This window comes from Kitasatospora sp. NPDC059160, assembly GCF_042755465.1.
Classification (GTDB): domain Bacteria; phylum Actinomycetota; class Actinomycetes; order Streptomycetales; family Streptomycetaceae; genus Kitasatospora.
In genome coordinates, this window is record NZ_JBHZCN010000023.1 from 51,578 (window position 1) to 76,812 (window position 25,235).

12 protein-coding genes, 2 pseudogenes and 3 CRISPR repeat arrays are annotated in these 25,235 nt (G+C 75.0%); of the genes and pseudogenes, 11 read left to right on the forward strand and 3 right to left on the reverse strand.

What is annotated here, in order from left to right; all coding sequences use genetic code 11:
• The first annotated feature begins 77 nt into the window (after positions 1–77).
• A complete protein-coding gene (locus tag ACFXOZ_RS12545) occupies positions 78–479 on the forward strand; it encodes a pyridoxamine 5'-phosphate oxidase family protein (protein WP_375891640.1) in 402 nt (133 codons plus the stop codon).
• 43 nt (positions 480–522) lie between these two features.
• Here the strand turns inward: ACFXOZ_RS12545 and ACFXOZ_RS12550 are convergent, their stop codons facing one another.
• Positions 523–1,494, reverse strand: coding sequence for a M48 family metalloprotease (locus ACFXOZ_RS12550; protein ID WP_380589785.1), 972 nt, complete (start codon positions 1,492–1,494; stop codon positions 523–525).
• Complete coding sequence (locus ACFXOZ_RS12555; RefSeq protein ID WP_380589788.1) at positions 1,491–1,922, reverse strand: BlaI/MecI/CopY family transcriptional regulator; 432 nt, start codon at positions 1,920–1,922, stop codon at positions 1,491–1,493. The genes ACFXOZ_RS12550 and ACFXOZ_RS12555 overlap by 4 nt, the downstream gene beginning before the upstream one ends.
• Positions 1,923–2,110: 188 nt before the next feature.
• Here ACFXOZ_RS12555 and ACFXOZ_RS12560 point away from each other — a divergent pair, with 188 nt between their 5' ends.
• The 9 genes and pseudogenes from ACFXOZ_RS12560 to ACFXOZ_RS12600 form a co-directional block, all read left to right on the forward strand.
• Complete coding sequence (locus ACFXOZ_RS12560; RefSeq protein ID WP_360234200.1) at positions 2,111–2,275, forward strand: hypothetical protein; 165 nt, start codon at positions 2,111–2,113, stop codon at positions 2,273–2,275.
• 186 nt (positions 2,276–2,461) lie between these two features.
• Positions 2,462–5,338 carry a lantibiotic dehydratase gene (locus ACFXOZ_RS12565; protein WP_380589791.1) on the forward strand — a complete coding sequence of 959 codons (2,877 nt, stop codon included), beginning with the start codon at positions 2,462–2,464 and terminating at the stop codon, positions 5,336–5,338.
• Complete coding sequence (locus ACFXOZ_RS12570) at positions 5,331–6,332, forward strand: lantibiotic dehydratase C-terminal domain-containing protein (RefSeq protein ID WP_380522680.1); 1,002 nt, start codon at positions 5,331–5,333, stop codon at positions 6,330–6,332. Before ACFXOZ_RS12565 ends, ACFXOZ_RS12570 begins: the two co-directional genes overlap by 8 nt.
• Complete coding sequence (locus tag ACFXOZ_RS12575) at positions 6,325–7,476, forward strand: thiopeptide maturation pyridine synthase (RefSeq protein ID WP_380589794.1); 1,152 nt, start codon at positions 6,325–6,327, stop codon at positions 7,474–7,476. The genes ACFXOZ_RS12570 and ACFXOZ_RS12575 overlap by 8 nt, the downstream gene beginning before the upstream one ends.
• Positions 7,477–7,481: 5 nt before the next feature.
• Positions 7,482–9,488, forward strand: a complete 2,007-nt coding sequence (locus ACFXOZ_RS12580) for a hypothetical protein (RefSeq protein WP_380589797.1) — start codon at positions 7,482–7,484, stop codon at positions 9,486–9,488.
• The gene (locus ACFXOZ_RS12585; RefSeq protein ID WP_380589800.1) at positions 9,485–11,497 is read left to right on the forward strand and encodes a TOMM precursor leader peptide-binding protein; all 2,013 of its coding nucleotides are present in this window, start codon (positions 9,485–9,487) and stop codon (positions 11,495–11,497) included. Before ACFXOZ_RS12580 ends, ACFXOZ_RS12585 begins: the two co-directional genes overlap by 4 nt.
• A 107-nt stretch (positions 11,498–11,604) precedes the next feature.
• On the forward strand, positions 11,605–13,146 hold the full coding sequence (locus ACFXOZ_RS12590) for a SagB family peptide dehydrogenase (protein ID WP_380589803.1): 1,542 nt from the start codon (positions 11,605–11,607) through the stop codon (positions 13,144–13,146).
• A 366-nt stretch (positions 13,147–13,512) separates the two neighbouring features.
• Positions 13,513–14,232 (forward strand): annotated as a pseudogene (locus ACFXOZ_RS12595) (SPFH domain-containing protein); the annotation flags it as partial.
• A 96-nt stretch (positions 14,233–14,328) separates the two neighbouring features.
• A pseudogene (locus ACFXOZ_RS12600) lies at positions 14,329–15,117 on the forward strand (serine/threonine-protein kinase); the annotation flags it as partial.
• 168 nt (positions 15,118–15,285) lie between these two features.
• Here ACFXOZ_RS12600 and ACFXOZ_RS12605 read toward each other — a convergent pair.
• A complete protein-coding gene (locus ACFXOZ_RS12605; protein ID WP_380589806.1) occupies positions 15,286–15,501 on the reverse strand; it encodes a hypothetical protein in 216 nt (71 codons plus the stop codon).
• A 706-nt stretch (positions 15,502–16,207) separates the two neighbouring features.
• A CRISPR array of direct repeats spans positions 16,208–16,907; the repeat unit is 28 nt; unit sequence GGGTCACCTCCGCGTGGGCGGAGCGGAC.
• A 2,083-nt stretch (positions 16,908–18,990) separates the two neighbouring features.
• A CRISPR array of direct repeats spans positions 18,991–19,751; the repeat unit is 29 nt; unit sequence CGGGGCACCTCCGCACGGGCGGAGCGGAC.
• 3,381 nt (positions 19,752–23,132) lie between these two features.
• Positions 23,133–23,405: a CRISPR direct-repeat array (repeat unit 29 nt; unit sequence CGGGGCACCTCCGCGCGGGCGGAGCGGAC).
• A 309-nt stretch (positions 23,406–23,714) separates the two neighbouring features.
• On the opposite strand from ACFXOZ_RS12605, the gene casA reads away from it, so the two are divergent.
• Positions 23,715–25,166, forward strand: coding sequence for a type I-E CRISPR-associated protein Cse1/CasA (casA, locus tag ACFXOZ_RS12610; RefSeq protein ID WP_380589848.1), 1,452 nt, complete (start codon positions 23,715–23,717; stop codon positions 25,164–25,166).
• Positions 25,167–25,235: the final 69 nt, after the last annotated feature.

The following is a 25,235-nucleotide window of genomic DNA, read 5'->3' on the forward strand; positions in this document are numbered from 1 at the left end:
CAGTCCCAAGGCTGCTCGCCGCGTTACCGTACGGCCCCCGGGGAGGACGCCGCCCCCGGGGCCGTACGATCGCGATCATGGCCCATGACCCGCGTGACCTCGACGACGCCTTCCTCGCCTTCTGGCGCGAGCGGCACATCGCCACCCTGACCACCACCCGGCCCGACGGCACCCCGCACGTGGTGCCGGTCGGTGTGACCTTCGACCCGGAGACCGGCACCGCCCGGGTGATCACCAGCCGTACCAGCCGCAAGGCGCGCAACGTGGCGGCGGCCGGACCCGAGGGCCTGCGCGTCGCGGTCTGCCAGGTGGACCGGGCCCGCTGGTCCACCCTGGAGGGCGTCGCGGTGGTGCGCGACGCCGCCGAGCAGGTCGCCGACGCCGAGCGCCGCTACGCCGAGCGCTACCGCCCGCCGCGCGAGAACCCGGACCGGGTGGTCATCGAGATCACCGTCACCCAGGTCCTCGGCCGCGCCTGACCGGGCCGCCACCGGGCTGCCACCGGGCCGCACCGCTCACGCGTCAGCGGCCGGTGATCCGCTCCGCCGCGTACTCCACGTACTCGTGCAGGCCGTAGGCGAGCCCGACGGCCAGCAGGGCCGAGCACACGACCGCGACGCAGAACGCGGCGGCGGCCAGGCGTGGTCTGCGCCCCTGCGGCCCGGCGGGCTCCGGTCCGAGCAGCGCCTGCACCCGCTGGGGCACCGGCCCCGTGTCCACGGCGAGCACCCGGCCGCCGCCGTGCCGTCCGTCGCCGTACCGGCCGCCGCCGTACCGTCCGGCACCGGCACCGGCCAGCGCGGCCCGGGCGATGGCGGTCGCGGCGGTCCGCCGGTCGGCCACCACCCGGGCCGCGGCCTCGTCCGCCCACCGCTCCAGGTGGAACTCCAGGGCGGTGCGCAGCCGCCCCAGCGCCGGATGGACGGCGGTGGCCAGGTCGGTGACACCCGCGAGCAGGTGGTGGCGTCCGTGCAGATGGGCCCGCTCGTGCGCGAGCAGCACCGCCCGTTCCGACGGTGTCAGGGCCCTGAGCATGCCCTCCGTCACGACGACCCGGCCGGCGCGCCCCCGGTGGCGGGGCAGGGCGAAGGCCTCCGCCTCCTCGCCCGGCACGACCAGGAGGTCGCTCCCGGGCGTGGCCGCGCCGGTCAGCTCCCAGGCACGCGCCAGGAGCGCGCGGTGGCGGCGCGCGGCCAGCGCGAGCCGGACCGCCTGCGCGGCGAGCAGCGCCCCGGCCGCGCAGGCCACCGGCAGCGCCGCCGGCCAGTCCGCGACCACCCGGCCGAGCGCCATGTGCTCCAGCCCCGCGAGGAACGGCACGTGGAGGAGGCCGACCAGCGCCGCTAGCGTGCCGCCCGCGAGGAGCACCGCCGCCCCGGTCAGCACGAAGGAGGCCGCGCGGGGCGGGAGCAGTCCGGCCAGGCGGTCCGCCGCGGGTACCGCTGCCCAGGGCAGGGCGACGGCGAGGGCGACGATCACGAGGAACAGCGTCATGCTCCGCCTCCCGCTGTTCCCGCTACTCCCTCGCCCGCCACGGCCGCGGGGGATCCGCCCTCCGCTTCGAGGAGGAGGCGGCGCAGGGCGTCCCCGTCGTCCGCCGAGAGCGAGGACACGAACCGCTTCAGGACGAGGTCCCGGTGCGGCTCCTTCTCCAGCTCCCGGCGCATCCGGCCGGCCGCCAGCCCGGCGGCGTCCGCGACGGGCGCGTACGCGAAGGAACGCCCCGGCCGGGTGCGGGCCACGGTCCCTTTCTCGTGCAGGCGGGTGAGGATCGTCGCCACCGTCGTCCGGGCGAGGTCCTGGTGCAGGGCGCCCTTGACCTGCTGGGCGGTCAGCGGCTCCCCGGCCGCCCACAGCACCGCCAGCACGTCCGCCACGAGCTCGCCGTGCGGGCGCCTGGCCTCCTGGCCGTCCCTCGCCATCTCTCTCCCCGGTCCGTACAAGTTAGGTGTGCCTCAGCTAACTTTACCGGGCCGGAGGCGGGCCACCGGAGGGTGTCCGGGCCGTGGACGGAGACGGCGCTCTCCGTATATCGGCTGTAGATCGGCGCTTGTGAAGGTTCTCCTGTCAGCCCGAACGGGCCGACGGAACGAGAGGAAGGACCGTCACCATGGACATGCAGCTGAACTCGCTCGACCTGGACGCCCTGGACGTCACCGGCATCGAGCTCGCCGAGGGCGACGCCATCGGTTCGCTGGCCACCGACAGCGCGCACACCGAGGTCGGCGCCTCCTGCGCCCCCTACGGCTGCCACTGCTACTTCAGCCTGACCTGATCGATCGGGCAGGGCACCCGCCCGACGGGTAGCCACTGAGGAGCGTCCCGCCGGTCCCGTCGGACCCGGCGAGGGCCTGCGGGACGCTCCCCTGCAGCACGACCACCGGTGACTGACCGGCGGTACCCCTCCGGCGCGCTGGGAAGAGCCCGTCGGACCCTCCGGAGACGAAACGGCGTTCCCACCGTGATTCCCCCCACCACCCCTGCCGTCCGCCGGTTCGCCGTCCGCGTCGCGGGCCTGCCGGCCGACGCCCTGCACGAACTGCGCCGACCGGCCGTCCGCTCCGCGGTGGACCACCTGCTCGCAGAACGCGACCGGCTGGCCCACGAGGGCACGCGCCTGGCCGACGCCTGCCACCCGGTGATCGGCGCGCTGGCCGGCTCCGAGCTGAAACCGCGGGTGGTGGCGCTGCGCCGCAGCCTCCACGGCGCGAGCGTGCCCGGCCCCGCGGTCTGGTCGGACCAGGTCCGGCAGGCCCTGCCGACCGCCCTCGCCGAACGGATCGACGCCTGGCTGGCCGCCCTGCGCGCCCACCGGGCGGACTTCGCGGCGCTCCCGGACCGCTACGACCGCGACCTCCCGGACGCCCTGTCCGCCGTACGCCGCCACACCGCGAACCCGGCCTTCCGCCACGGGCTGGTCCAGGGCAACCCGATGCTCTCGGACGCGCTCACCGCGTGGCTCGACTCCCCGGCCGGTACCGAGCCGGCCCGCCGCACCAGGCTGCGCCTGGTCAAGTACCTGGCCCGGGCGGCCGCCAAGACCAGCCCGTACGCGACCTTCACCGTGACCGGCCTCGGCGAGTGGCGCCGCTGCGGCTCCGCCGTCGCGCCGACCGGCGCGACGGCCTGGCACAGCGTCGTCGAGCCGAACGTCTGGGTGATGCAGCGGCTGGCGCACGCGCTGGCCGGGCCCCGCACGCCGCCGCGCGGCCGGGTGCTGCGGGTCAATCCGACGCTGTGCGAGGAGGACGGCCGCTTCTGGTTCGTCGCACCGGGCTGGTCGGAGCGGGTGCTGTCGGTCGCCGCGGACGGCGCGGCCCGGGCCTGCGTCGACCTCCTGCGGGCCGGCGGCCCGCGCACCGCCGCCGAACTGCGCGACCACCTCGCGGCCCGCGCCGGCGGGTCGGCCGCCCGGCCCGACGCGGCGACGGAGGTGGCGGAGGTGACGGCGGTGACGGCGGTAACCTCGGCGACGGCTGTGACGGAGACCGCGACGGCCTACCTCGCCAGACTCGTCGAGGTCGGCCTGCTGGAGGCGGGGCTGCCGTTCGCCGACCAGTCCCCGGACCACCTCGGCGAGCTGCTGCGCCACCTCGAACGCTGGGAACTCCCCGACGGACAGCGGCAGTTGCAGGCCGTCCGGCGCGCCCTGGCCGCCTACCCAGGGTCGTCGGCGGCGGTCCGGACGGCGCTGCACCGGCGGGTGGACCGGGAGATCACCGGCCTGCTGGAGACCTACGGCACGCCCGGCGACCGGACCCAGGCGCCGCCCCGCAAGAACCTCTTCCACGAGAACGCCGTCTTCACCGAGGTCGTCCTGCACGGCGACCCCCAGCGCTGGGCAGGCGCGCTCGCGGACCTCGCCGCCGTCGGGCGGCTGCTCGCGCTGTTCCGGCCCGACGCCGCACTGCGGCTGGTCGCGGCCGAGGTCTTCGCCGACCACGCCGGGCCCGTCCCGTTCCCGCTGTTCCACCGCGCCCTCGTCACCCGGCTCCGGGACGCCCGACCCGGCAGCGCCGCGGCCGAACTGCGCGCCCTGCTCAACCCGGCCACGGCCGGCGGGCACCCGCCGGGCGCCAGCCCGGTGCCCGCCGTCCGGGAGCTTGCCGGCCTGCGGGCCGAGGCGATCGGCTTCCTGCGCGACCACCCCGCCGACGGGGACGGCGTCGTCCGCCTCCCGGCCCGCGCCGTCGACCGGCTGCTCGCCGACCTGGCCCCCCACCGGTCGGCCCCGGGACCGCTGTCCTGCTACGTGCAGGAGGCCGGCCGGGACGACGACGGCGACCTCGACCTCGTCCTCAACGGCGTCGGCGCCGGCCACGGGCACGGCACCGCCAGGCTGCGCCGCGTCCTGCCGGAACTCGCCCAGGAGAAGGGGGACTTCGCCGACCGGACGGCAGAACCCGCCGACGGTCCGGCGGACCGCCCGGGCGGCGTGCTGTTCGCCGAGAGCGGCGGCGCCTTCGGCAGCAACCTGAACCTGCGGGCCGACGGCGTCCGCTTCGAGATCGACACCCCGGGCGTCGACAGCCACCGGCCTGCGGCCGAGCGCCTGCCCGCCGCCGCGCTCTTCGTCGACCACGACCCGGACCGGCGGCGGCTCGTGCTGCGCCACGGACCGGACGGGCCGGAGGTCCGGCCGCTGCACCTGGGCACCATGGCCGACCGGCTGCTGCCGCCGCTGATGCTGCTCCTGGTCAGGCTGTTCGGCGAGAGCCCCGGGCCTTCGGCCGGGCTGTGGGAGCTGCTGACGACCACGCCCGCCGCGCACTCCCGGGAGGTCCTGCACCGGCCGCGCACCGCAGTGGGCCGGGTCGTCGTGGCCCGGGCCTCGTGGTGCGTGCGGGCCGACGCCGTCCCGCGGCAGAGCCGCGGCGAGCACGAGGCCCACTACCTGCTGCGGCTGACCGACTGGGCCCGCCGGCACGGCGTGCCGGAGCGCACCTTCGTACGGGCCGTCCCCGACCGCCCCGCGCCGCGGCAGCCGGCCGGCGGGCGGGAGCCGCAGCGCCCCGGGGACCTCGGGGAACTGCGCGACCGCAAGCCGATGTTCCTCGACCTCGCCAACCCGGACCTGGCCCTGCTGTTCCACCGGCTGCTCACCCGCCCCGACCGCGTCCTGCTGTTCCAGGAGGCGCTGCCCGACCCGGCGGCCGCGCCCGTCCTCGGCGACCTCGGACGACGGGTCGTGGAGTACGTCGTCGAGGTCGACCCGAGTGCCGAGCCGAGTGCCGAGCCGGGTGCCGAGCCCGGTGCCGACTCCGCTGCCGACCCGGGTGTCGACCCCGAGGTCGCCCCGGGTGCCGACCCTCGGACGGCGGGGGCCGGTCGTGGCTGAGCCGGGGCGCGGGAGCGGCCGGGAGTGGCTGAGCCTGCACGCGTTCAGCACGGCCGACGCCACCGCGCTGCTGGTGCGGACCGTCCGGCCGCTGGTCGCCGACCTGCGGCGGGACGGGCTGATCGACGAGTACTTCTACCTGCGGTACTGGGAGGGCGGCCCGCACCTGCGGCTGCGGCTGCTGCCGCGCACGGCCGCCCGGGCGGAGGCGGTGCGGGACCGGGCCCGCACCGCGCTGGGCCGGCACCTCGACACCCACCCGTCCGCCGGCCGGATGCCTGCTGCCGACTACGCGGCCTGGGCCGAGCGGCTGGCCGCCGCCGAGGGGCTCGCCGACCACGACCGCTCGGTGCGCGAGCACGACGCCGTCGAGGAGATCCGGTACCGGCCCGAGGAGTCGGTGTTCGGCGGGCCGGAGGCGGTCCGCGCGGTGGAGCGGCACTTCACCCTCTCCAGCGACCTCGCCCTCGGGCTGCTCGCCGACGGGGCGACCGGGCCGCAGCGCGCGGGCTTCGGCGCGGACGCGCTGATCCTGGCGCTCGCGGTCTGGGAGCCCGACCGGGACCGGCTGGCCGCCGCGCTGCGCCCCCGCCCGGGCGGCGCGACCGATCCCGCGATGGCGGACCGGGTGGCCCGTGCCCGGCGGCAGGCGGACGGCCCGGTCACCGGCGACGGACCGAAGGACCGCTGGCTGCGCTCGGTGCGCGAGCTGCGGGCCGACCTGCTCGACCTGGACGCCCGCGGCCGGCTGCGGATCACCGCCCCCCACCCCACCGCCGTCCCGCCGCCCGGCTCCGCCGCGCCCGGGCGGCGCGCGGTGCTGGCCGTGCTGCTGCGCTGCGTCCACCTGCTGCACAACCGGCTCGGCCTCGACCACGGCGTCGAGCAGCGCATCCGGCGCCTCGTCGAGTCCGGGCTGGCCGCAGCCCCCTCCGGCGCCGGCCGCGCCGGCCCATCCACCGACCCCGCGAGGACCGGGTACCACCGTGACTGACACCCACTGGCGCAGCCTCCAGATCCGCTACTACCAGGACGACAAGGACGCGCTGCTGCTGGACGCCGTCCGCCCCCTGTTCGCCGAGCTCGCCGACGTGATCGAGCAGCCGTACTTCCAGCGCCACTGGCGGCGCGGCCCGCACGTGCGGCTCAACTTCCGTACCACGGACAGTGCTTGGCGCGGGACCGTGCAGCCGGCCGCCGAACAGCGGCTGGCCGCCTTCCTGCGGCGCAGCCCGTCCACCGCCGTCCTCGACGAGGCCCGGGAGACCGCGGGCCACGCCCGCAGGGCGGCCCTGCTGGACGAGCGCGGCCCGCTGTCGCCGTGGTACCCCGACAACACCCTCCAGAGCGAGCCGTACGAGGACCGCCGGCACGTCCTGGGGAGCCCGCGGCTGACCGAACTGCTGGACGAGGGCCACGCCGCGAGCAGCCGGCTCGCCCTCCCCGTCCTGGAGCACGTCCGCCGCACCGGCCACAGCCGGCTGCGGCCCGCGCTGTGGCTGATGTTCGCCTTCGCGCACACCAGCCTGCCGCCGGTGTCCCGGGGCTTCATGTCCTTCGCCTCGCACGCCGAGGGCTTCTTCGCCCAGTGCGCGGAACCGGACGACGTCCGGGCCGCCTTCGAGGCGCGGTTCCAGCAGCTGCGCGGCGAACTCGGCGACGACCTGGCCGCGGTGCTCGACACCCTGGACGGCACCGGACGGCTGCCCTTCGTCACCGAGTTCGCCGGGTACGTGCGGGACCGGAAGGCCGCCGCCCTGCCGCTGCTGGAGGGCGGCCTGATCGACCTGGACCACGCCGCCCGCACCCCCCTGCTCGCCGAGCCGCGACTCGGCGAACTGCTCGGCCTGCTGCTCGGCAACGCGTCGTACCGGAGCGAGGTGATGTCCACGACCTGGTTCCGCGGCCACCGGCTGGCGATCAACCAGCTGTACACCCACCTCGACCGGCTGGGCCTCTCGATGACCCAGCGCTTCCTGCTCTGCTACCTGACGGCCCGCACCGTCGAGGACGCCTTCGGGGTCAGCGCGCTGGACCGGGCCCGCGCCTACGCCGAGCGCCACCCCGCCGGAGCCGCCCCCACCGAGCTCCACCCCGCCGGAGCCGTCCCCGCCACCACCGACCCGCAGAGGAGCTGAGCCGGATGCGACCCAGACTCAACGACGACGTCCGCTGCGTGCCGGTCCCCGAGGGCGCCTACCTGCACGCCGGCCACCGCTCCTGGGTCCTGCCCGGGGCACAGGCGTACGAGTGGCTGCGACGGCTGACCCCGCACCTGACCGGCCGGCACACCCTGGACGAACTGACCGCCCCGCTCCCGGCGGACAAGCAGGGCGCCGTACGGGACCTCGTGCTGCGCCTGCACCGGCTCGGCTTCGTCAAGGACGCCCGGGAGGACCGGCCGCACGGCCTCGCCGAGCACGAACTGCGCGAGTACGCACCGGAGATCGCGTTCCTGCGGCACGCGCTGGACTCCGCCGAGCACCGCTTCCAGCGCTACCGGGACACCCGGGTGCGACTGATCGCCGACGGGCCGCTCCGGGAGGCGGCGCTGCGCGCGCTGCTGCGGACCGGGTGCCGCGACGTCGAAGTGGTCGCCGAACCGGCCGCGTTCACCGCACTGGACCGGTTCGCGTCGGCGCAGCGACGGGACCAGGACCAGCGGGTGCACCTGACGGACGGGTCGGACCTGCCGGACCGGTCGGACCGGTCGGACCGGTCGGAGCTGCCGGAGCGGCCGGAGCGGCCGGAGCGGCCGCGGGTCGGGGCCGTGCTGGAGGTCCGGACGGCGCACGAGGGGTTCGGGGCCGCCCGCCGGGCGCTCCTCGCGACCGCGGAGCACTGCGCCGCCGCCGGCCTGACCCCGGCCCAACTGCTGCTCGGCGGCGCCGAGGCCTGGTTCGGTCCCGCCGACGCCGGGGCCGCCGCATCGGGCTGGCGCCGGCTGCTGCCGCCGCGCGACGGCGAGCGCGAGGCGCCGCTGGGCGGCGCCGTCCCGGGCCTGCTCGCGCACCGCCTGGTGCTCGGCCTGTTCCGCGCCCTGACCGGCCTGGACGACCTGCCGCCCGCCCCCGGGACCTCCGCCGCCCCCACCCTGGCCCGCACCGACCTGCACACCCTGGCCGGCTCCCGGCACCTGGTCCTGCCCCACCCGGCGGCCCCGACCAGCGGTGCGGCGACGCCGTCCGCCGACGCTCATGCCGCTGCCGCTGCCGACGCCGACCTGCTGGTCCGCGCGGCGCGCGTCGTCGACGCCCGGACCGGCCTGCTCGGCGCGGTGGACGAGGCCGACTTCACCCAATCCCCGCTCTGGGTCTGCCGGGCCGTCCCGCACGGCTACCGGGGCGAGCCGCTGGACGTACCGGCCATCGGCTCGGGCCTCGAACGGGACGAGGCGCGGGTCACCGCCGTGCTGGCCGGTCTGGCGGCCTACGCCGCGGACGCGACCGCCGGCCGGGCCGCGGACGAGGGCCGGACCACCCTCCAGGGCGTGGACCTGGCCGACGGCCGGCCCGTCCCCGTCCCGGTGCCGACCGCGTTCCCGGACCGCACCGCCGGGCAGCGGCTGCGCGGCACGGCCGGCGGCCGCTCGCCCGAGGAGGCGCACTGGCTCGGCCTCGCCGACCAGGTCGAGGCCCTGCTGGCCCGGGCGCCCGGCGCCGCCCGGGCCGGGGCCACCGCACTCGATCCGGCGGACTTCGCCGCCGACCCCCGCACCGGCCACCTGCTGCGGCTGCTCGGCACGGTCGGCGAGCCCGCTCTGTACGACCTCACCGCGGTGACCGGCGTGCCGGCCTGCGCCACCCGGCTGGGCACCGGGACCGTCGCCGCCGCCGGACGGGACCTGGCCGAGGCGGTCGCCCGCTCCGCCGAACGCGCGCTGCTGGCCTGGCAGTCCAGCACGGAGGACCAGCCCGGGTACCGGCCCGAGCCGGTTCCGCCGGTTGCCGTGCCCGTGCCCGCGGTCGCGGTCGCCGTGCCCGAGCCCGCGGCCACGCACATGGCCGCCGCCCCGGACCCCGACCTGGCGGCGCTGGCCGCGGCGCTGCGGACCACCACGGGTCTGCGGGCCGTCGCCGTCCCGCTGGACCTCGACCCGCAGGCGACCGCCGTCCTGCCCGACCTCACCCGGGTGGTGCTGCTCCCGTGACCGGCCTCCGCACACCCGCCCGCGGCGCGGTCACCGTCGCGCTGCTCGGCTCGCCCTGGCTCGCCGCCGCCCCCGACCGGCGGACCGTCACCGCCGCCGACCCGTCGCAGCCCGGCCCGGACCTCCCGGACCTCCCGGACCTCCCGGATCTCCCGGAGGTCGCGGACGTCCTGGTCGTCACCACCGCCGGCCCCGGCGACCTCGAACCGCTGCGCCGGGGCCGCGCCTGGGCGGCCGCGCACCGCCGCCCCTGGCTGCCGGTCCGGCTGCTCGCCGGACAGGTGGTCCTCGGGCCCGCCGGCCTCCCCGGCCGCCCCGGCTGCCCGGGCTGCGCCGAGCTGCGCGAGCGCGACAACAGCGCGGAGCCGGCCCACCGTGAGCTGCTCCCGCCCGACCTGCCGGCGCTGCGGACCAACCCGCTGCTGCTCGACGCCGTCCGAGGCCTCGTCAGCGAGGAGACGGCCCGGCTCGCCGCCTTCGCCGGTCCCACCGCCGGCCCGCTCCCGCCCCGCACCGTCGACGCGGTGCTGCGGGTGGCGGCGGACACCGGCGAGACCTCCCGCAGCACCCTGCTGCCGCACCCGTACTGCCCGGACTGCGGCGCCCTGCCGGCCGACAGCGCGGCGGCGGCCGTCCTCGCGCTGCCGCCCGCGCCGAAGCTCCACCCGGACGTGCCCCGTACCGCCCAGCCGGACCCGGAGGTCCTCGCGGACCGCTACGTCGACCCGGTCACCGGCGTGATCGCCTCGGTGGACACCTGGTCCACCCCCGCCGCCCTGTGCGCCACCGCCCGGACGGCCCCCTCCCGGGCCGTCCACGCCAGCGCCAACGGCTACGGTCACGCCACCGACCTCGGCTCCACCCGGCTCGCCGCCATCCTGGAGGCCCTGGAGCGGCTGGGCGGCGAGGCCCCGCGAGGCCGGCGCACCACCGTCACGGCCCGGTTCCGCGACATCGCGGACCACGCCGTGGACCCCCAGGGGCTCGGCCTGCACCACCCCGAGCAGCACGGCCTCCCCGGCTTCCCGTTCGCGCCGTACACCCCCGACCGGGAACTGCGCTGGGTGTGGGGGTACTCCTTCGCCCGGGGCCTGCCCGTCCTGGTGCCCGAGAGCTACGCCTACTACAACCGCGGCCACCTCGACGACTCCTTCGTGTTCGAGACGTCCAACGGCTGCGCCCTCGGCAACAGCCCGGCCGAGGCGGTGCTGCACGGGCTGCTGGAGGTCGCCGAGCGGGACGCCTTCCTGCTCACCTGGTACGCCCGGCTGCCCGTCCCCGAGGTCGACCTGGCCTCGGCCGCCGACCGCCGGATCCCGCTGCTCGCCGAGCTCGCCCGGCACCGGCTCGGCTACCGGCTGCGCGCGTTCGCCACCACCACCGAGCACCGGGTGCCCGCGTTCTGGGTGCTGGCCGAGGCCGACCCCGCCGCCGGATCCGCCACGCCGCGCGGGTTGGACCTGCTCTGCGGCGCCGGCACCGCGCTGACGGCCGAACGGGCCCTGCTGCGCAGCCTCTCCGAGCTCACCGGCTTCCTGTCCGGCGCCGACCGCCGGCACGACCCGGACCGCGCGGCCCGGATGCTGGCGGACCCGGCCGAGGTGCGGACGATGGACGACCACGCCACCCTGTACGGCCACCCGGCCGCCCGGGAACGGCTGGGCTTCCTCGGCGCCGGCGCGCCGCCCGTGCCGCTGGCCGCCGTGGCCGCCGGCACCCCCTGGCCGGAGCACCGGGACCTGATCGGGGACCTCACCGAACTGGTCGGCCGGTTCACCGGCACCGGCCTGGACGTGGTGGTGGTCGACCAGACCTCGGCCGAACACCGGGCCGGCGGGCTGGCCTGCGTCAAGGTGCTGGTCCCCGGCACGCTGCCGATGACCTTCGGGCACCGGTTCCGGCGCACCCACGGGCTGCCACGGCTGCTGACGGTGCCCCGGCTGCTGGGCCACCGCGACCGGGACCTCACCCCGGCGGAGCTCAACCCGGACCCGCACCCGTTCCCCTGAACCGCCGCGACCGATCCGCCCCGTGCGACCGATCCGCCCCGCGCGACCGATCCGCCCCGCGCGACCGGCCGAGACCGGACCGCCACGACAATCCGCAGAGGTCACCCGTGTCACCCAGCGCTCCTCCCACCGACCCGGCACCGGGAGCGGCGGCCCGTGCCTACCTGCCGTACGGCCGCCACCCCGGACCGCTCCCGCAGTCCCCGGGCCCGCTCCCGCCCGCACACCTCGTCCACGCCGACCGCCCCACCGTGCCGCTGCCGTGGGAACCGGCGGACGGCGCCCACGACTGGCCGGCCGTCCTGGGCACGCTGATGCGCGAACTGCTCGGCCGGACCAGGGCGAACTGGATGTACCCGGTGGACCCGGCGACGGGCACCGCGCTCGCCGCCCCGCCCGGCCAGGGCGACTGCCGCCCCGCGCCGAGCGGCGGCGCCCGCTACCCGATCGAGGCGTACCTCGCGCTCGGCGCGGCCCCCGGCCTGCCGGCGGCGGTGTACCACTACGACGGCGTCGGGCACCGGCTGGTCGCCGTCCGCCCGGGGGACCACCGCAGGGCCCTGGCGCCGGGCACCGGCGAGGCGCCCGACCTGGTCCTCGTCCTCACGACGGTGTTCTGGCGCAGCGCCGTGAAGTACCGGGAGTTCGGCTACCGGCTGCAACAGCAGGAGACCGGGGTGCTGCTCGCCCAGGCCCAGGCGGTCGCCGAGGCGCTGGGCGCGGCCGTCGGGGTGCGGCTGCGCCAGGACGACCGGCCGGTCGACGCGCTGCTCGGCCTCGACCCCTACGGGCAGAGCGTGACGGCCGTCCTGACGCTCCGCCACCCGGCCGCCCCGGCGGCCGGCCCGGGCCCCGGCGAGCCGCCGTCGCTGCCGTCGGTGGCGGCCGTACCGGAGACACCGCCGACCTCGATCCTGGGGCTGCTGCCCTACACCGCCGCCGTGCACGGGGCCTCGCTGACCGAACGGCCGGACGCGGTCCAGCCCGCCCGGCCGCTTCCCGCGCCCGTGTCCGCGCCCGGGGCGGCGATCCGGCTGCCCGACGCGGCCCCCCTGGGCTCGGCCGGCCTCCGCGCGGGGGTCGCGCGGCGCGCCTCGGCGAGCAACGGGTTCCTGCCGGTGCCGATGGACCGGCGGGCGCTGGCGGCGCTGCTCGGCGCCGCGGCCGCCGGGTACCCCGGGGACCTCGCCGGGGTCGCGACGGCACCCGCCGCGGTCGCGCTGTGCTGCGTGGTCCGCGACGTCACCGGCCTCGCCGCGGGCTGCTACGCCTACCGCGACGGGGAGTTGGCCCCGCTGCCGGTCCCGCCCGGCGCACCGGGACGGATCGCCGCCGGGCTGGCCGCGCCGCCGACCCGGCTGGACTACCTGGAGGCGCCCCTGACGGTCCTGCCGGTCGCCGCCCTGGAGGCGGGCATCGACGCGTACGGCGACCGCTGGTACCGCCTGGCCCACATCGAGGCCGGGCTGGCCCTGCAACGCGCCGCCCTCGCGGCGGCCGCCCTCGGCCTGTCCGCCCGGATCCGCTCCGACGCCTCCTGCGCCGCCACCGACGAGGCCCTCGGCCTCCCCACCGCCGGGCTGACCAGCCTCAGCGCCCTCCACATCGGCACCCCCCGCCCCGGCCCGACACTCGGCTTCCCGGTCTAGAAGAGGAGCTCCGACGTCGGGTCCGAGCGAGAGCGAGCCGGCACCGGAGCCGGGCAGCGTCACCTTCGCGGTGCCGTACGACCTGGCCGCCGAGCAGGTCGTCCTCGGCGCGATGCCGCGCTCCAAGGACTGCCGACCCGACGCCCCTAACAGCCGGTCGTAGGCCTGTTCTGACGGGTCACCTCCGCGCGGGCGGAGCGGACTCGGGCTATCGGCGCGTACCGCCAAACTCCGTCGGGTCGTGAGCCTCGCCCCGGCCGGTCGGGCTATAGGCATCACGGTGCACGTCTGTCAGACTTCGGGCCGGACACTGCCGGACGTCGTCCGGATCAGATGTCCGATGTGGTCACGGGCGAGGGGGCTGGAGTGGAGCCGGTACTCATCCTTATCATCGGGCTGATTCTACTGCTGGCCCTGGCCCGACCGATCCGGGTGATCCCGCAGGCCCGTGCCGCGATCGTGGTGCGTTTCGGCCGCTACAAGCGCACCCTCAACGCAGGCCTGAACGTAGTCATCCCGTTCATCGAACGCGTCCGCGCCCGGATCGACCTGCGCGAACAGGTCGTGCCGTTCCCGCCGCAGCCGGTGATCACCCGGGACAACCTGGTTGTCGACATCGACACGGTGGTCCACTACAAGGTCACCGACCCGCGCGCCGCCACCTACGAGGTTGCCGACTACGCCGAGGCGATCGAGCAGTTGACCGACACCACGCTGCGCAACATCATCGGCTCGATGGACCTCGAATCCATCCTCACCTCCCGTGAGGTCATCAACGCCGGTCTGCGCAGCGTCCTGGACGAGGCCACCGGCAAGTGGGGCATCCGGGTCAACCGCGCCGAGCTCAGGACGATCAAGCCGCCGGCCTCCATCCAGGACGCGATGGAGAAGCAGACGCGCGCCGAGCGGGACAAGCGCGCGGCGATCCTCACCGCCGAGGGCCAGCGCCAGGCGCAGATCCTCAAGGCCGAGGGTGAGAAGCAGGCCGAGGTGCTCAAGGCCGAGGGCGAGGCCCAGGCCGCGGTGCTGCGCGCCGACACAGGGGCGGCTGCGGGGGTCGCCGCCGCGGTGGACAGTGGAGCACCGGCCGCTCCACCGCCGCCCTTGCAGGCATCGCTCGGGCCATGCCATCAACCGTTGAGGGGGGACGACCCGCGCAGTATCGGCCGCTACCAGCTGACTGCCCGGCTCGGCGAGGGCGGTATGGGAACGGTCTTCCTCGCACGCTCTGCCGGGGAGCGCCTGGTCGCGGTCAAGGTCATCAGGCCGGAGCTTGCCGCGGACGCCGAGTTCCGCCGGCGGTTCGGCCGTGAGATCGAGGCCGTGCGCCGGGTCGGTGGATTCCACACCGCGCCGGTGGTCGCTGCCGACCCGCAAGGTGATCCGCCCTGGCTGATCACCGAGTACATCCCCGGCCTGCCGCTGCACGAAGTCCTGAAGCACTACGGTGCGTTGCCGAGCCGGAGCCTGCACACCTTGGCCGTCGGTGTTGCCGAGGCGCTTGAGGGGATCCACGCCTGCAACATCGTCCATCGCGACCTCAAGCCGAGCAACATCATCATCTCCGGAACTGGGCCTCGCGTCATCGACTTCGGCATCGCTCGGGCACTCGACGACACCATGCTCACCCGTTCCGGCCAGCTGATCGGCACGCGGGGATTCCTGGCCCCGGAGCAGTACATCGGAGGGCCGGTCACGTTCGCCACGGACGTCTACGCCTTCGGCATGGTGCTGTGCCATGCCGGAGGGGCGGTGCCGGTGGATGAGAGTGAGGACCTGGAGTCCGTCCTCGGTCTGCTGCCGGCTCAACTGGCCGATCTGGTCGTCCGCTGTCTCGACCGTGACCCCCACCGCCGTCCGACATCCACTCAGATCGTCGAGGGCCTCTCCCGAAACCGCCCGGCCGCCGGGGACTGGTTGCCGCTTCCGGTGCGGACGATGGTCGACCTGCTCAGCGCGTCCACCAGCTAGGGGCTTCTCACACGGTCTACGGCCTGCACCCGAAAGGGGCTCATTCTGGGCTCGTCGGGGCTTGTGCTGTCCGAAGGCGGGGGGCGACGTAGCTGACTCGGTCTCCTCCGTTCCATTCGTGCCAGGAGTGGGCGGTGCCGTCCGCGGTGCCCAGGAGGTCCGCGAGCGTCAGCCAGAGCGATTCGCGGCCGAGCTGGGGCCCAGTACCCCGGGTTCGTCGGGGTGGATGCGGACCTGGGCGACGGTGAGGTTGACGATGCGGTCGGTGCTCTGGCCGTACTGCAGGACGAGGCAGCCGGCGACGCGGTCCGCGATCGGCAGGCTCTCGTCGGTCTCCAGCCTGAGACGTGGTCGGTGAGAAGCCGGGAGACCTGGTCGGGCCATGGTGCGATGCCAGCGGTCTAGAACTGCTGCTGGGTGAGCTCGAGCTCACCGGAGACCAGTACCTCCTGCTACTTGCCAGACACAAGACCTTCGAGCGGGCGGGGTGGACCCGCGGCTGCGGAACCTGTTGATCCCGCTCCTCGGGTCACCTCCGCACCGGCGGAATGGACCTGACGGGGGAGGTCGAGCTGCCGCGGACGTTCGGGTCACCTCCGCACGAGCGGAGCGGATGGGACGATCATCGTCCAGATGGTGCGCTTCGATGTCACGAAGGCAACCGACGTCGGCACCGAGATCACCCCAGCCGCCGAGGTCGAGCTCGTCCTTCATCCCGACGTGGAACACACCCTCGGGCGGGCGGAGCAGACCTCTCGGTCACCGGTTTGGTCCCGACGATCACCGGGTCACCTCCGCACGAGCGGAACGAGCCGCCAGGGCGCGATGAGGACGCTGGCCCGAGATCCGGGACGGGTCGTCTCTGCAAGGGCGAACCGACAGCGCGGTCGGACTGCTGCTGGCCGGCTACACGGAGGCGACCTCCACACCGGCGGAGCGGACCTGGGGTATCAGGCCTTGGGGCGACCTCCGCGAAGGCGGGGCCGATGTGCTCCCGGATGACGCGGACGGTGCTGATCAGGGGCCGCCCCCGCGCAGGCGGAGCAGACGGCTGGTGCAGACTTCAGACCCACGCCGGGTGCGCGCCGGGCAGGTCACCTCCACACGGGCGGAGCGGACGCCCTGCCGACGCCGCAGAACATGGGCGAGGACGGGCCACCTCCGCTCAGGCGGAGTGGACGTCTGCGGGTTCGCGGCCGGAATGCCCTTGAGCGGGGCACCTCCGCGCGGGCGGAGCGGACTGCCCCCGGCATCCGCGCAACAACACCACAGACGGGGCGCCTCCGGGCGGACGGAGCGGACGCCCGGCCTACCGTCTACAGATCGCGCCTTCTAGGGTCACCTCCGCGTGGGCGGAGCGGACAGCGGGGTCGTGGTCGGGCCGTCGAACAGCCCCGGGTCACCTCCGCGTGGGCGGAGCGGACCATCCCATACGACCAGACGCTCACCCTCACCACGGGTCACCTCCGCGTGGGCGGAGCGGACTTCCAGGCCGCCAGTGAGTCGAGGTGCTCGGCCGGGTCACCTCCGCGTGGGCGGAGCGGACGACATGCCCCGGGTGGAGGAACTGCTGAGGCGCGGGTCACCTCCGCGTAGGCGGAGCGGACGGGTGGTCACCGGGCTCCCCCGCCGCCCGGACAGGGTCACCTCCGCGTGGGCGGAGCGGACGAGGGCCTGGCGCAGCATGGTCGACCCGATCTCGGGTCACCTCCGCGTGGGCGGAGCGGACACCACCCACTAGGAGCCCACCATGCTCGGCACCGGGTCACCTCCGCGTGGGCGGAGCGGACCTTCGCGACCTGCGGCGCAGTGCGGCCTTTGCCATTTGTTGACCGTGTTGGCGAGGCTGGGTTGTGCTGTTGTGGTGTCAAGGAGCGCTCGCTGTCCATGGTGTCACGGCTCGCGGACAGCACCGCTGTGACGAGCTGCCCACGCGCTCACCCTGGCGGCGGCACTCCTCCCCGCGGGCGGAGCGGACTCGTCCAGGGTCTCCAGCACCTCGTGCAGCACCGGGTCACCTCCGCGCGGGCGGAGCAGACCGGGAGAGGATGTGGCATTGCTCCGGCGTGTACGGGCCACCTCCGTACGAACGGAGCGGACGCCGGCCTGGAGGCCGACATTGGGGAGCGGGTGCGCTGAACTCGTGCGAACAACGAACAGCTCCATCAGCTCGAGCTCGCCCTCGCGGCCCAGGTACCCCGCACAGGCGGAGCGGACGCACCGTACGACTCCGCACGGTCCGCCGGGTCCGGGGCACCTCCGCGCGAGCGAAGCAGACAGAACGGCGGCATTGATCGTCGTCGACGTCCAGCAAGGCGGGTCACCTCCGCGCGGGCGGAGCGGACCCCATCAACTCGAACAGGTCCGACCACGACAGCGGGCTACCTCAGCGCGGGCAGAACGGACGAGCAACTGGCGGCCGTGATCGACGGATTCGACGGGGCACCTCCGCGTGGGCGGAGCGGACCGGGAGAGGATGCGGCATTGCTCCGGCGTGCACGGGCCACCTCCGTACGAACGGAGCGGACACCAACCCTGGAGGCCGACGTCGGGGAGCGGGTGCGCTGAACTCGTGCGGACAGGGAACAGCTCCATCAGCTCGAGCTCGCCCTCGCGGCCCAGGTACCCCGCACGGGCGGAGCGGACGACCCGTTCCTGCGGGCCGACTTCAACGACAACGGGTCACCTCCGCGCCGGCGGAGCAGACCCCTTCGTGACCTGTGGCACAGCGTGGCCTTTGCAGTTTCTTGACCGTCGCCTCCGCATGGACGGAGCGGACGGGCCGAACACGGTGGAGTACGCCGCGCAGGCCGGGCTACCTCCGCGCGGGCAGAGCAGATCGACCTCAACCGGCGGGCACTTCCGTGCTGGCGGAGCGGACTTCACCCACTCCAAGGTGCTCGCCTGGGTGTTCGGGTCACCTCCGCACGGGCGGAGCAGACCCGATCCGCGACGACAACGGTGACATCATCGGCGGGTCACTTCCGCGCAGGCGGAGCGGGCCTGTGGAACGCCGACGTCCACAACGGCTTCACCGGGTCACCTCCGCGTGGGCGGAGCGGATCGCTGGCCGATCTCGAACAGGGTGTCGCCCGACGGGGCACCTCCGCTCTGGCGGAACAGCCGAAGTCCTCTCCGGCCTGCGCGACTCCCTCGGCGGGTCGCCTCCGCACACCTCACACAGGGCAACGACAGTACCGCCGGCACTGAGACGCCTCCGCGCAGGCGGAGCGGACGTGCAGTCAGAGGCCGCCAGCCGCCTTCTGGACGGGGCACCTCCGCGCTGGCGGAGCGGACCGGTCGGAGATCAGGAACCTGTTCCCGACGACTGGGTCACCTCCGCGTTGGCGGAGAGGACGTTCAGCCCAGCTCAGAGCCGGTTGCGGCGGGTGGGTCACCTCCGCACGGACGCAGCGGACCCGGTCCGCAGGATCCGGACCGGGTCGTCGTCCGGGCCACCTCCGCATTGGCGGAACGGAGGCACACACCGGGGCACCTCCGCACGGGCGGAACGGCCACCCGAAGCTACATGGTGCTTCGGTCCCTGGTCGGGGCACCTCCGCGCGGGCGGAGCGGACGCCTGGACGTCGGGGTCGACGTAGGCGTTCATCGGGGCACCTCCGACTGCGACCTGACCGGGGCTGGTCTCGACCAGCCCGGGGCACCTCCGCGCGGGCGGAGCGGACGAGATCCCGAAGCACACCGCCATCGCGCTCTACGGGGCACCTCCGCACGGGCGAAGCGGACCCGGCCAGCGTCCGGGTGTGGGAGGTCGCCTCCGGGGCACCTCCGCACGGGCGGAACGGGACCGGCCCAAGCTCGCGCTGCGGGCAGAGCGGACTGCAAGGTCCGGCGGACCTCTGGATATTCGGCCAGGTCACTTCCGCGCAGGCGAAGCGGACCTGTGGAACGCCGACGTCTACAACGGCCTCACCGGGCCACCTCCGCGCGGGCGGAGCGGACGACGAGATCGAAGCCATCGGCACCTCCCAGACCGGGCCACCTCCGCGCGGGCGGAACGGACTCGGCGTCCGAGGCCTACGCGGACGCCCCCGACGGGCCACCTCCGCGCACGCGGAGCGGACCAGGAGGCCGCCGACGCCTTCCGCACCGGCACCGGGCCACCTCCGCGCGGGCGGAGCGGACCTCTGCGGTTCCTCCCGCCACAGCAGCGTCCACGGGTCACCTCCGCACGGGCGGAGCGGACCCCGGCCGTCAGACCGTTCCCGTCGTCAACGCCGGGGCACCTCCGCACGGGCGGAGCGGACACCCGGACCTGATCGCCGAACTCGCCTACGGCCGGGGCACCTCCGCACGGGCGGAGCGGACGTGCTCTCGGTGTCGGGCACGGGGCGCAGGGCCGGGGCACCTCCGCACGGGCGGAGCGGACCGTCTTCTGGAGGTCGGCGATCATCCAGGCGGCGGGGCACCTCCGCACGGGCGGAGCGGACGACACCCGGGCCAGCCTCCCCGCGGTTCTCTGCGGGGCACCTCCGCACGGGCGGAGCGGACGAGATCAGGGCCTTGTAGGCCCGGCTCATGGCCGGGGCACCTCCGCACGGGCGGAGCGGACCACCCCGCCGCCCTCCCGGTCGGCTCCTCCCGCGGGGCACCTCCGCACGGGCGGAGCGGACCCTTCGCGACCTGCGGCGCAGCGCGGCCTTTGGGGTTTCTTGACCGTGCCGCAGTGTCGGGTCGGCAGTGCTGTTGTGGTGTCAAGGAGCGCTCGCTGCCCATGGTGTCACGGCTCGCGGACAGCACCGCGGTGTAGAGCTACCCAGGAACTCTCACCGTGCAGGAGGCACTCCTCCGTACGGGCAGAGCGGACATCCGGTAGCCGACCGCCCCGATCCGATCGGGGCACCTCCATACGGGCGGAGCGGACGTCCACGGGGCACGCCTCGGCGACGACGGGTAGGGGTCACCTCCGCACGGGCGGAGCGGACGAGTCGCTGCTGCTGCTCGGCCGCATCGAGTTCGGGTCACCTCCGCGCGGGCGGAGCGGATCGCTGGCCGATCTCGAACAGGGTGTCGCCCGACGGGGCACCTCCGCTCTGGCGGAACAGCCGAAGTCCTCTCCGGCCTGCGCGACTCCCTCGGCGGGTCGCCCCCGCACACCTCACACAGGGCAACGACAGTACCGCCGGCACTGAGACGCCTCCACGCAGGCGGAGCGGACGTGCAGTCAGAGGCCGCCAGCCGCCTTCTGGACGGGTCACCTCCGCGACGGCGGAGCGGACTGTTCAGCGGCAAGTTGGCTGGTGCTGGGGAACGGGTTACCTCCGCGCCGGCGGAGCCGATAGCGACACAACCCGCGGCGACCAAGGCGCCTTGTTTGCCTGGGCCACCTCCGCGTGGGCGGAGCGGACACCGAGGGGCAGAGCGTCCCGAACAACCTGCGCGGGGCACCTCCGCACGGGCGGAGCGGACGGCGCCGCGAAGACCGAGTTCAACAACCTCGCCGGGTCACCTCCGCGCGGGCGGAGCGGATTTGCCGTCGCAATCGACCCGGATGCGGGGCGCCGGGCCACCTCCGCACGGGCAGAGCCGACCACGCCTTCCCGAGGCTGATCACCTTGCACAGCAGGTCACCTCCGCACAGGCAGGTTGGACGAGCAGCTGAGCGCCGTGATCGACGGATTCGACGGGGTACCTCTGCCTGGGCGAAGCGAACGTGGTCCTGGACGAGGCCACCATGATCAAGAACGGGTCGCCTCCGCGCAGGCGGAGCGGACCTATGTCGACGTAGGGGCCACCCCCGCGTAGGCGGGTCCGACGCGGCCTCGGCCTGGGCGTGAACGGCGGTCTGGGGGCCACCCCCGCGTGGGCGGAGCCGACCTGCGGGAGGGAGGCGAACTGCACCACGAGGTCGGGTCACCCCGCGGGATCGGAGCCGACAGGGTCGACAGGTCTGAGATGCTGAACGACACCGGGTCACCTCCGCGCAGGCGGAGCGGACTCCTCGTCCGTCGATGAGCGCAACAGGGGCGACGGGTCACCTCCACACGGGCGGAGCGGACCCTTCTCGACCTGCAGCGCAGCATGGTCTTTGCTGTCTTGACTGTGCTGGCGTGTCAGGCTGGTTATGCTGTTGTGGTGTCAAGGAGCGGGGGCTCATCGTGCCACGTGCTGCGGACAGCGGCTGCAAGCTGCGGTCCCGTCCTGCAGGAGCACCTGCGTGTGGGGGAGGGCGACGTCCTGGCACTCGCGGGCTCCGAAGCCCCTCGCGGGATGAGCCGAGGACGGCGTCCGCCCGGTTAGCACACAGGCCACCAGGTCGCCTTCGCGGGCGTCGAGCGGACCCGGCAACCGTCGCGGCGTGCTTCCAGAAGTCCGGGCCGCCTCCGCGCAGGCGGGGCCGACTCCCGGTAGATGTCCGTTACCCGGGACTCGGAGGGCCACCCCCGCGCGGGCGGAGCGGACTTGACGGACTGGCCGGCGTTGATCCCGAGGATCGGGCCACCTCCGCGCGGGCGGAGCAGATGGAACCATGCCGCCGTCCGCCGCCACCGCTACGGGGCACCTCCGCGCGGACGGAGCGCTTCTGGAGAGCGCGGAGTGGACTGGCGGCCTGGGCGGGTCACCTCCGCGCGGGCGGAGCGGGCCTTGTCTCGAGAGTGCGGGAGCGGCTCCACCAACATGTCGTCGGCGTCCAGCACAGGGTCACCTCCGTGCAGGCAGAGCGGACTACCGCTGCGCCACCGCGTTGCGCACCATCCCCGGGGCACCTCCGCGCGGGCGGAGCGGACCACGGTTGGGCCGAGATCCAGGCGAGCTTCAACGGGGCACCTCTGCGCGGGCGGAGCGGACTCGTACTCCACACACCCCACCAGCAGCGACGGCGGGGCACCTCCGCGCGGGCGGAGCGGACGACTGGCTGGAGGCCCACGCGATCCCGGCCGGCGGGGCACTTCCGCACGAGCGGAGCGGACGCGACGGAGCGCACCAGGGCCCGCAGCCTCTCCGGGGCACCTCCGCACGGGCGGAGCGAACACGGAAGAGGCCAGCCGCTGGTTCCCGGCTGGCGGGGCACCTCCGCTCAGGCGGAGCGGACCTCGGGAGGCTCCTCGTGACCAACCGCCGCGACGGGTCACCTCCGCGCGGGCGGAGCGGCCATGGTCCGGAGGTACTCCTCCCAGCGCTGCAACGGGTCACCTCCGCGCGGGCGGAGCCGACCTCGGGGCCTCCCGCACATCGTCCGTGCCCGGCGGGTCACCTCCGCGCGGGCGGAGCGGACTCGACGCGGACGTCCGCCCAGTTCTTGGCGCGCGGGTCACCTCCGCGCGGGCGGAGCGGACCCTGTTCACCTAGGCAAGGATGGCGACGCCCTCGGGGTACCTCCGCGCGGGCGGAGCGGACGCGGGGTGCCCTGAGGCGCAGGAGGGTGAGGGCGGGCCACCTCCGCGCCGGCAGGGCGGACTGCGACCCGGAGTCGATGCGCGAGTACGTCAGTGGGGTGCCTCCGCGTGGGCAGAGCGGACCATGCTGCGATTCCCTCGCGCTCGGCGGCGAGCGGGTGACCTCCGCGCGGGCGGAGCGGACGAGTGCACACTTCGGAGCGTATCGCGTGAACGCGGGGCACCTCCGCGCGGGCGGAGCGGACGCCTTGCCCAGCTTGGCCTTGGCCAGCCCCACCGGGGCACCTCCGAGCGGGCGGAGCGGACGCGATCGTCACCCTGAAGGACGGCGCCCCCCGACGGGGCACCTCCGCACCGGCGGAGCGAACGGGGGCGATAGTGACCATGACGCGGACCGGGCCGGGGCACCTCCGCGACGGCGGAGTGGACTGTTCAGCGGCAAGTTGGCTGGTGCTGGGCAGCGGGTTATCTCCGCGCTGGCGGAGCCGATAGCGACACAACCCGCGGCGACCAAGGCGCCTTGTTTGCCTGGGCCACCTCCGCGCGGGCGGAGCGGACCGGAGCGGGCGTCGAAGTCGTACGGTCCGCGCCCAATGGGCCACCCCCCACGCGGGCGGAACCGGACGCACTACAGGTGCGGCGCTCGTCCTCGGTCATCGGGGCACCTCCGCACAGGCAGAACGGACGAGCAACTGGCGGCCGTGATCGACGGATTCGACGGGGCACCTCCGCGCGGGCGGAGCGGACACTCCCCGAGCTTCTCCTCCGCGCTTTTTCGTCGGGGCACCTTCGCGCGGGCGGAGCGGACCCCGGAAAGAAGGAGAAAGCGGTTTCCCCAGGCGGGGCACCTCCGCGCGGGCGGAGCGGACTTGCCGTCGGCGTTGTCCGGCGGCGGGTTGCCCGGGGCACCTCCGCGCGGGCGGAGCGGACCTTCGAGACCTGCTGCGCAGCGTGGTCCTGTGCTGCTTCTTGACCGTGCTGAAGCGTCGGGTTGAGGAGCTGTTGTGGTGTCAAGGAGCGAGGAGTTGATCCTAGTGGTGGGGTGTGACGGCGTCCTCTGTTCTGGGTTCGGGTCCCGGTTGTCAGTGGCTGGGTCTAGCGTCACTGGGTGGTGACTGACCGTGCTCGAGTAGTGGGGACCGCCCTGTGTCGCGTCCGTCGTTCGATGTGGTTGTGAGGCCGTGGATCACGGCTCGTGTGCGTGCTGACCTGGCTCCTGGGGAGGTGGCTGAGCTGCCGGTGAGGGGTGGGCCGGGGGAGTCGGTGGTGCTGGGTCTGGGTGATGTGCTGAGGTGGGCTCATCTGCTGGAGCACGTCGACTGCCCGGATCCGGCGTCGGAGTCGGCGCTGTTGCGGGTGCTGATCGCGGTGACGGCGCGGGTCACGGGCCTGGACGTGGCGGAGGACTGGGACGACTGCCGGTGGGACGCGCTGGAGGCCGGCCGGCTGGACTCGGGGCGGATCGCGGCGTACTTCGACCGGTATCCCGGGCGGTTCGACCTGTTCGACGTGGAGCGGCCGTGGCTGCAGGAGCCGCGGCTTGAGGGGGAGTGCACGGGCAGCAGCGGGACCGGGCGGCTGGTGATGACGAGCCCGTCGGGGAACAACCATGTGTGGTGGCCGCTGGAGAAGGGCGGGATCGGCGGGCCCGTTCCCGCCGTGACGGCGGCGTTCGGGCTGCTGACGTGGTTGTTCGCGGGGCCGTCGGGGACGGCGGCGAACCGGCGGCGGTCGGACGGGCGGAACAGCCACTACACGGTGGCGGGGCCGATCCGGGCGCTGGTGTCGTGGTTCCCGGCGGGCCGCAGTCTCGCGGAGACGCTCATCCTGGGAGTGCCGTCGCCGGAGACCTGGCCGACGAACCCGGGTCGGGACGAGGCCCCGTGGGAGGCGGAGCAGCTCCCGGATCCGAGGGTGCCGGCGGCGCCGTCCGGGCCGGTGTCGCTGCTGACGTCGCGTGCCGCGCACGCGGTGCTGCTCAAGCCGGACGCCGACGGCGGGCACGTGACGGATTCGTGGGTGACGTGGGCGTGGGAGAACGAGCTGCCGGAGGCCGAGGACCCGTACGTGATCAGGCGTGACGAGGGCGGTCCGGTGCGGGCGAACAGTGCGCGGGTGGCGTGGAGGGACCTGGACGCGCTGCTGCTGAAGACGGTGGCGGGCAAGACGCCGCGCTACCGGCCGGCCGTTCTGGCGTCGGTGGCGCGGCTGCCGCGGGAGACGGCGGCAGGTCTGCGGTTGCGCGCGTACGGGCTGCACCAGGAGCGGCGGGATCCGGAGACCGTCTGGTTCACCGCGGTGACGCCGCCGGTGCTCGGCTTCCTCGAGGAGCTGGACGGGGACGGTGCGGCGGCGGTCTCGGTGGCCCGGTCGCAGGCCGAGGGTGTGTCGTCCGGGCTGGCGAAGGCGTTGCGGGCGGCGTGGCAGGGGTTCAGTGGCGACAGCAAGGTCTGTCCGTGGGTCGATTCGGCGCTGCCGGTGTACTGGTCGCAGGCGGAGGCCGAGTTCTGGAAGGCGGTCGTCCCGGACGGTGACGGGGTCCGGGCCCGGCCCGGGTTTCTGGGGGTCGCCACGAGGGTGTTCGACGCCGTGACGGAGGCGGCCGCGCTCACGCCTCGGGGCATGCAGGCCGTCGAGGAGGCCCGGGCCGCGATGCTCAGGAGGCCCCGGGGTCCGCGGAAGAAGGCGTAGCCGATCCGGCGCCGGGGACGTAGACGGCGGCGTTGAGGTTCTCCCGGTTCCGGTTTCCGCCCGTTCCTC

Coding starts and splice junctions, on each gene's coding strand:
- ACFXOZ_RS12580 (WP_380589797.1), top strand. CDS start 7,482: ATGCGACCCAGACTCAACGACGACGTCCGCTGCGTGCCGGTCCCCGAG.
- ACFXOZ_RS12550 (WP_380589785.1), bottom strand. CDS start 1,494: ATGACGCTGTTCCTCGTGATCGTCGCCCTCGCCGTCGCCCTGCCCTGG.
- ACFXOZ_RS12555 (WP_380589788.1), bottom strand. CDS start 1,922: ATGGCGAGGGACGGCCAGGAGGCCAGGCGCCCGCACGGCGAGCTCGTG.
- ACFXOZ_RS12605 (WP_380589806.1), bottom strand. CDS start 15,501: ATGGCCCGACCAGGTCTCCCGGCTTCTCACCGACCACGTCTCAGGCTG.
- ACFXOZ_RS12545 (WP_375891640.1), top strand. CDS start 78: ATGGCCCATGACCCGCGTGACCTCGACGACGCCTTCCTCGCCTTCTGG.
- ACFXOZ_RS12560 (WP_360234200.1), top strand. CDS start 2,111: ATGGACATGCAGCTGAACTCGCTCGACCTGGACGCCCTGGACGTCACC.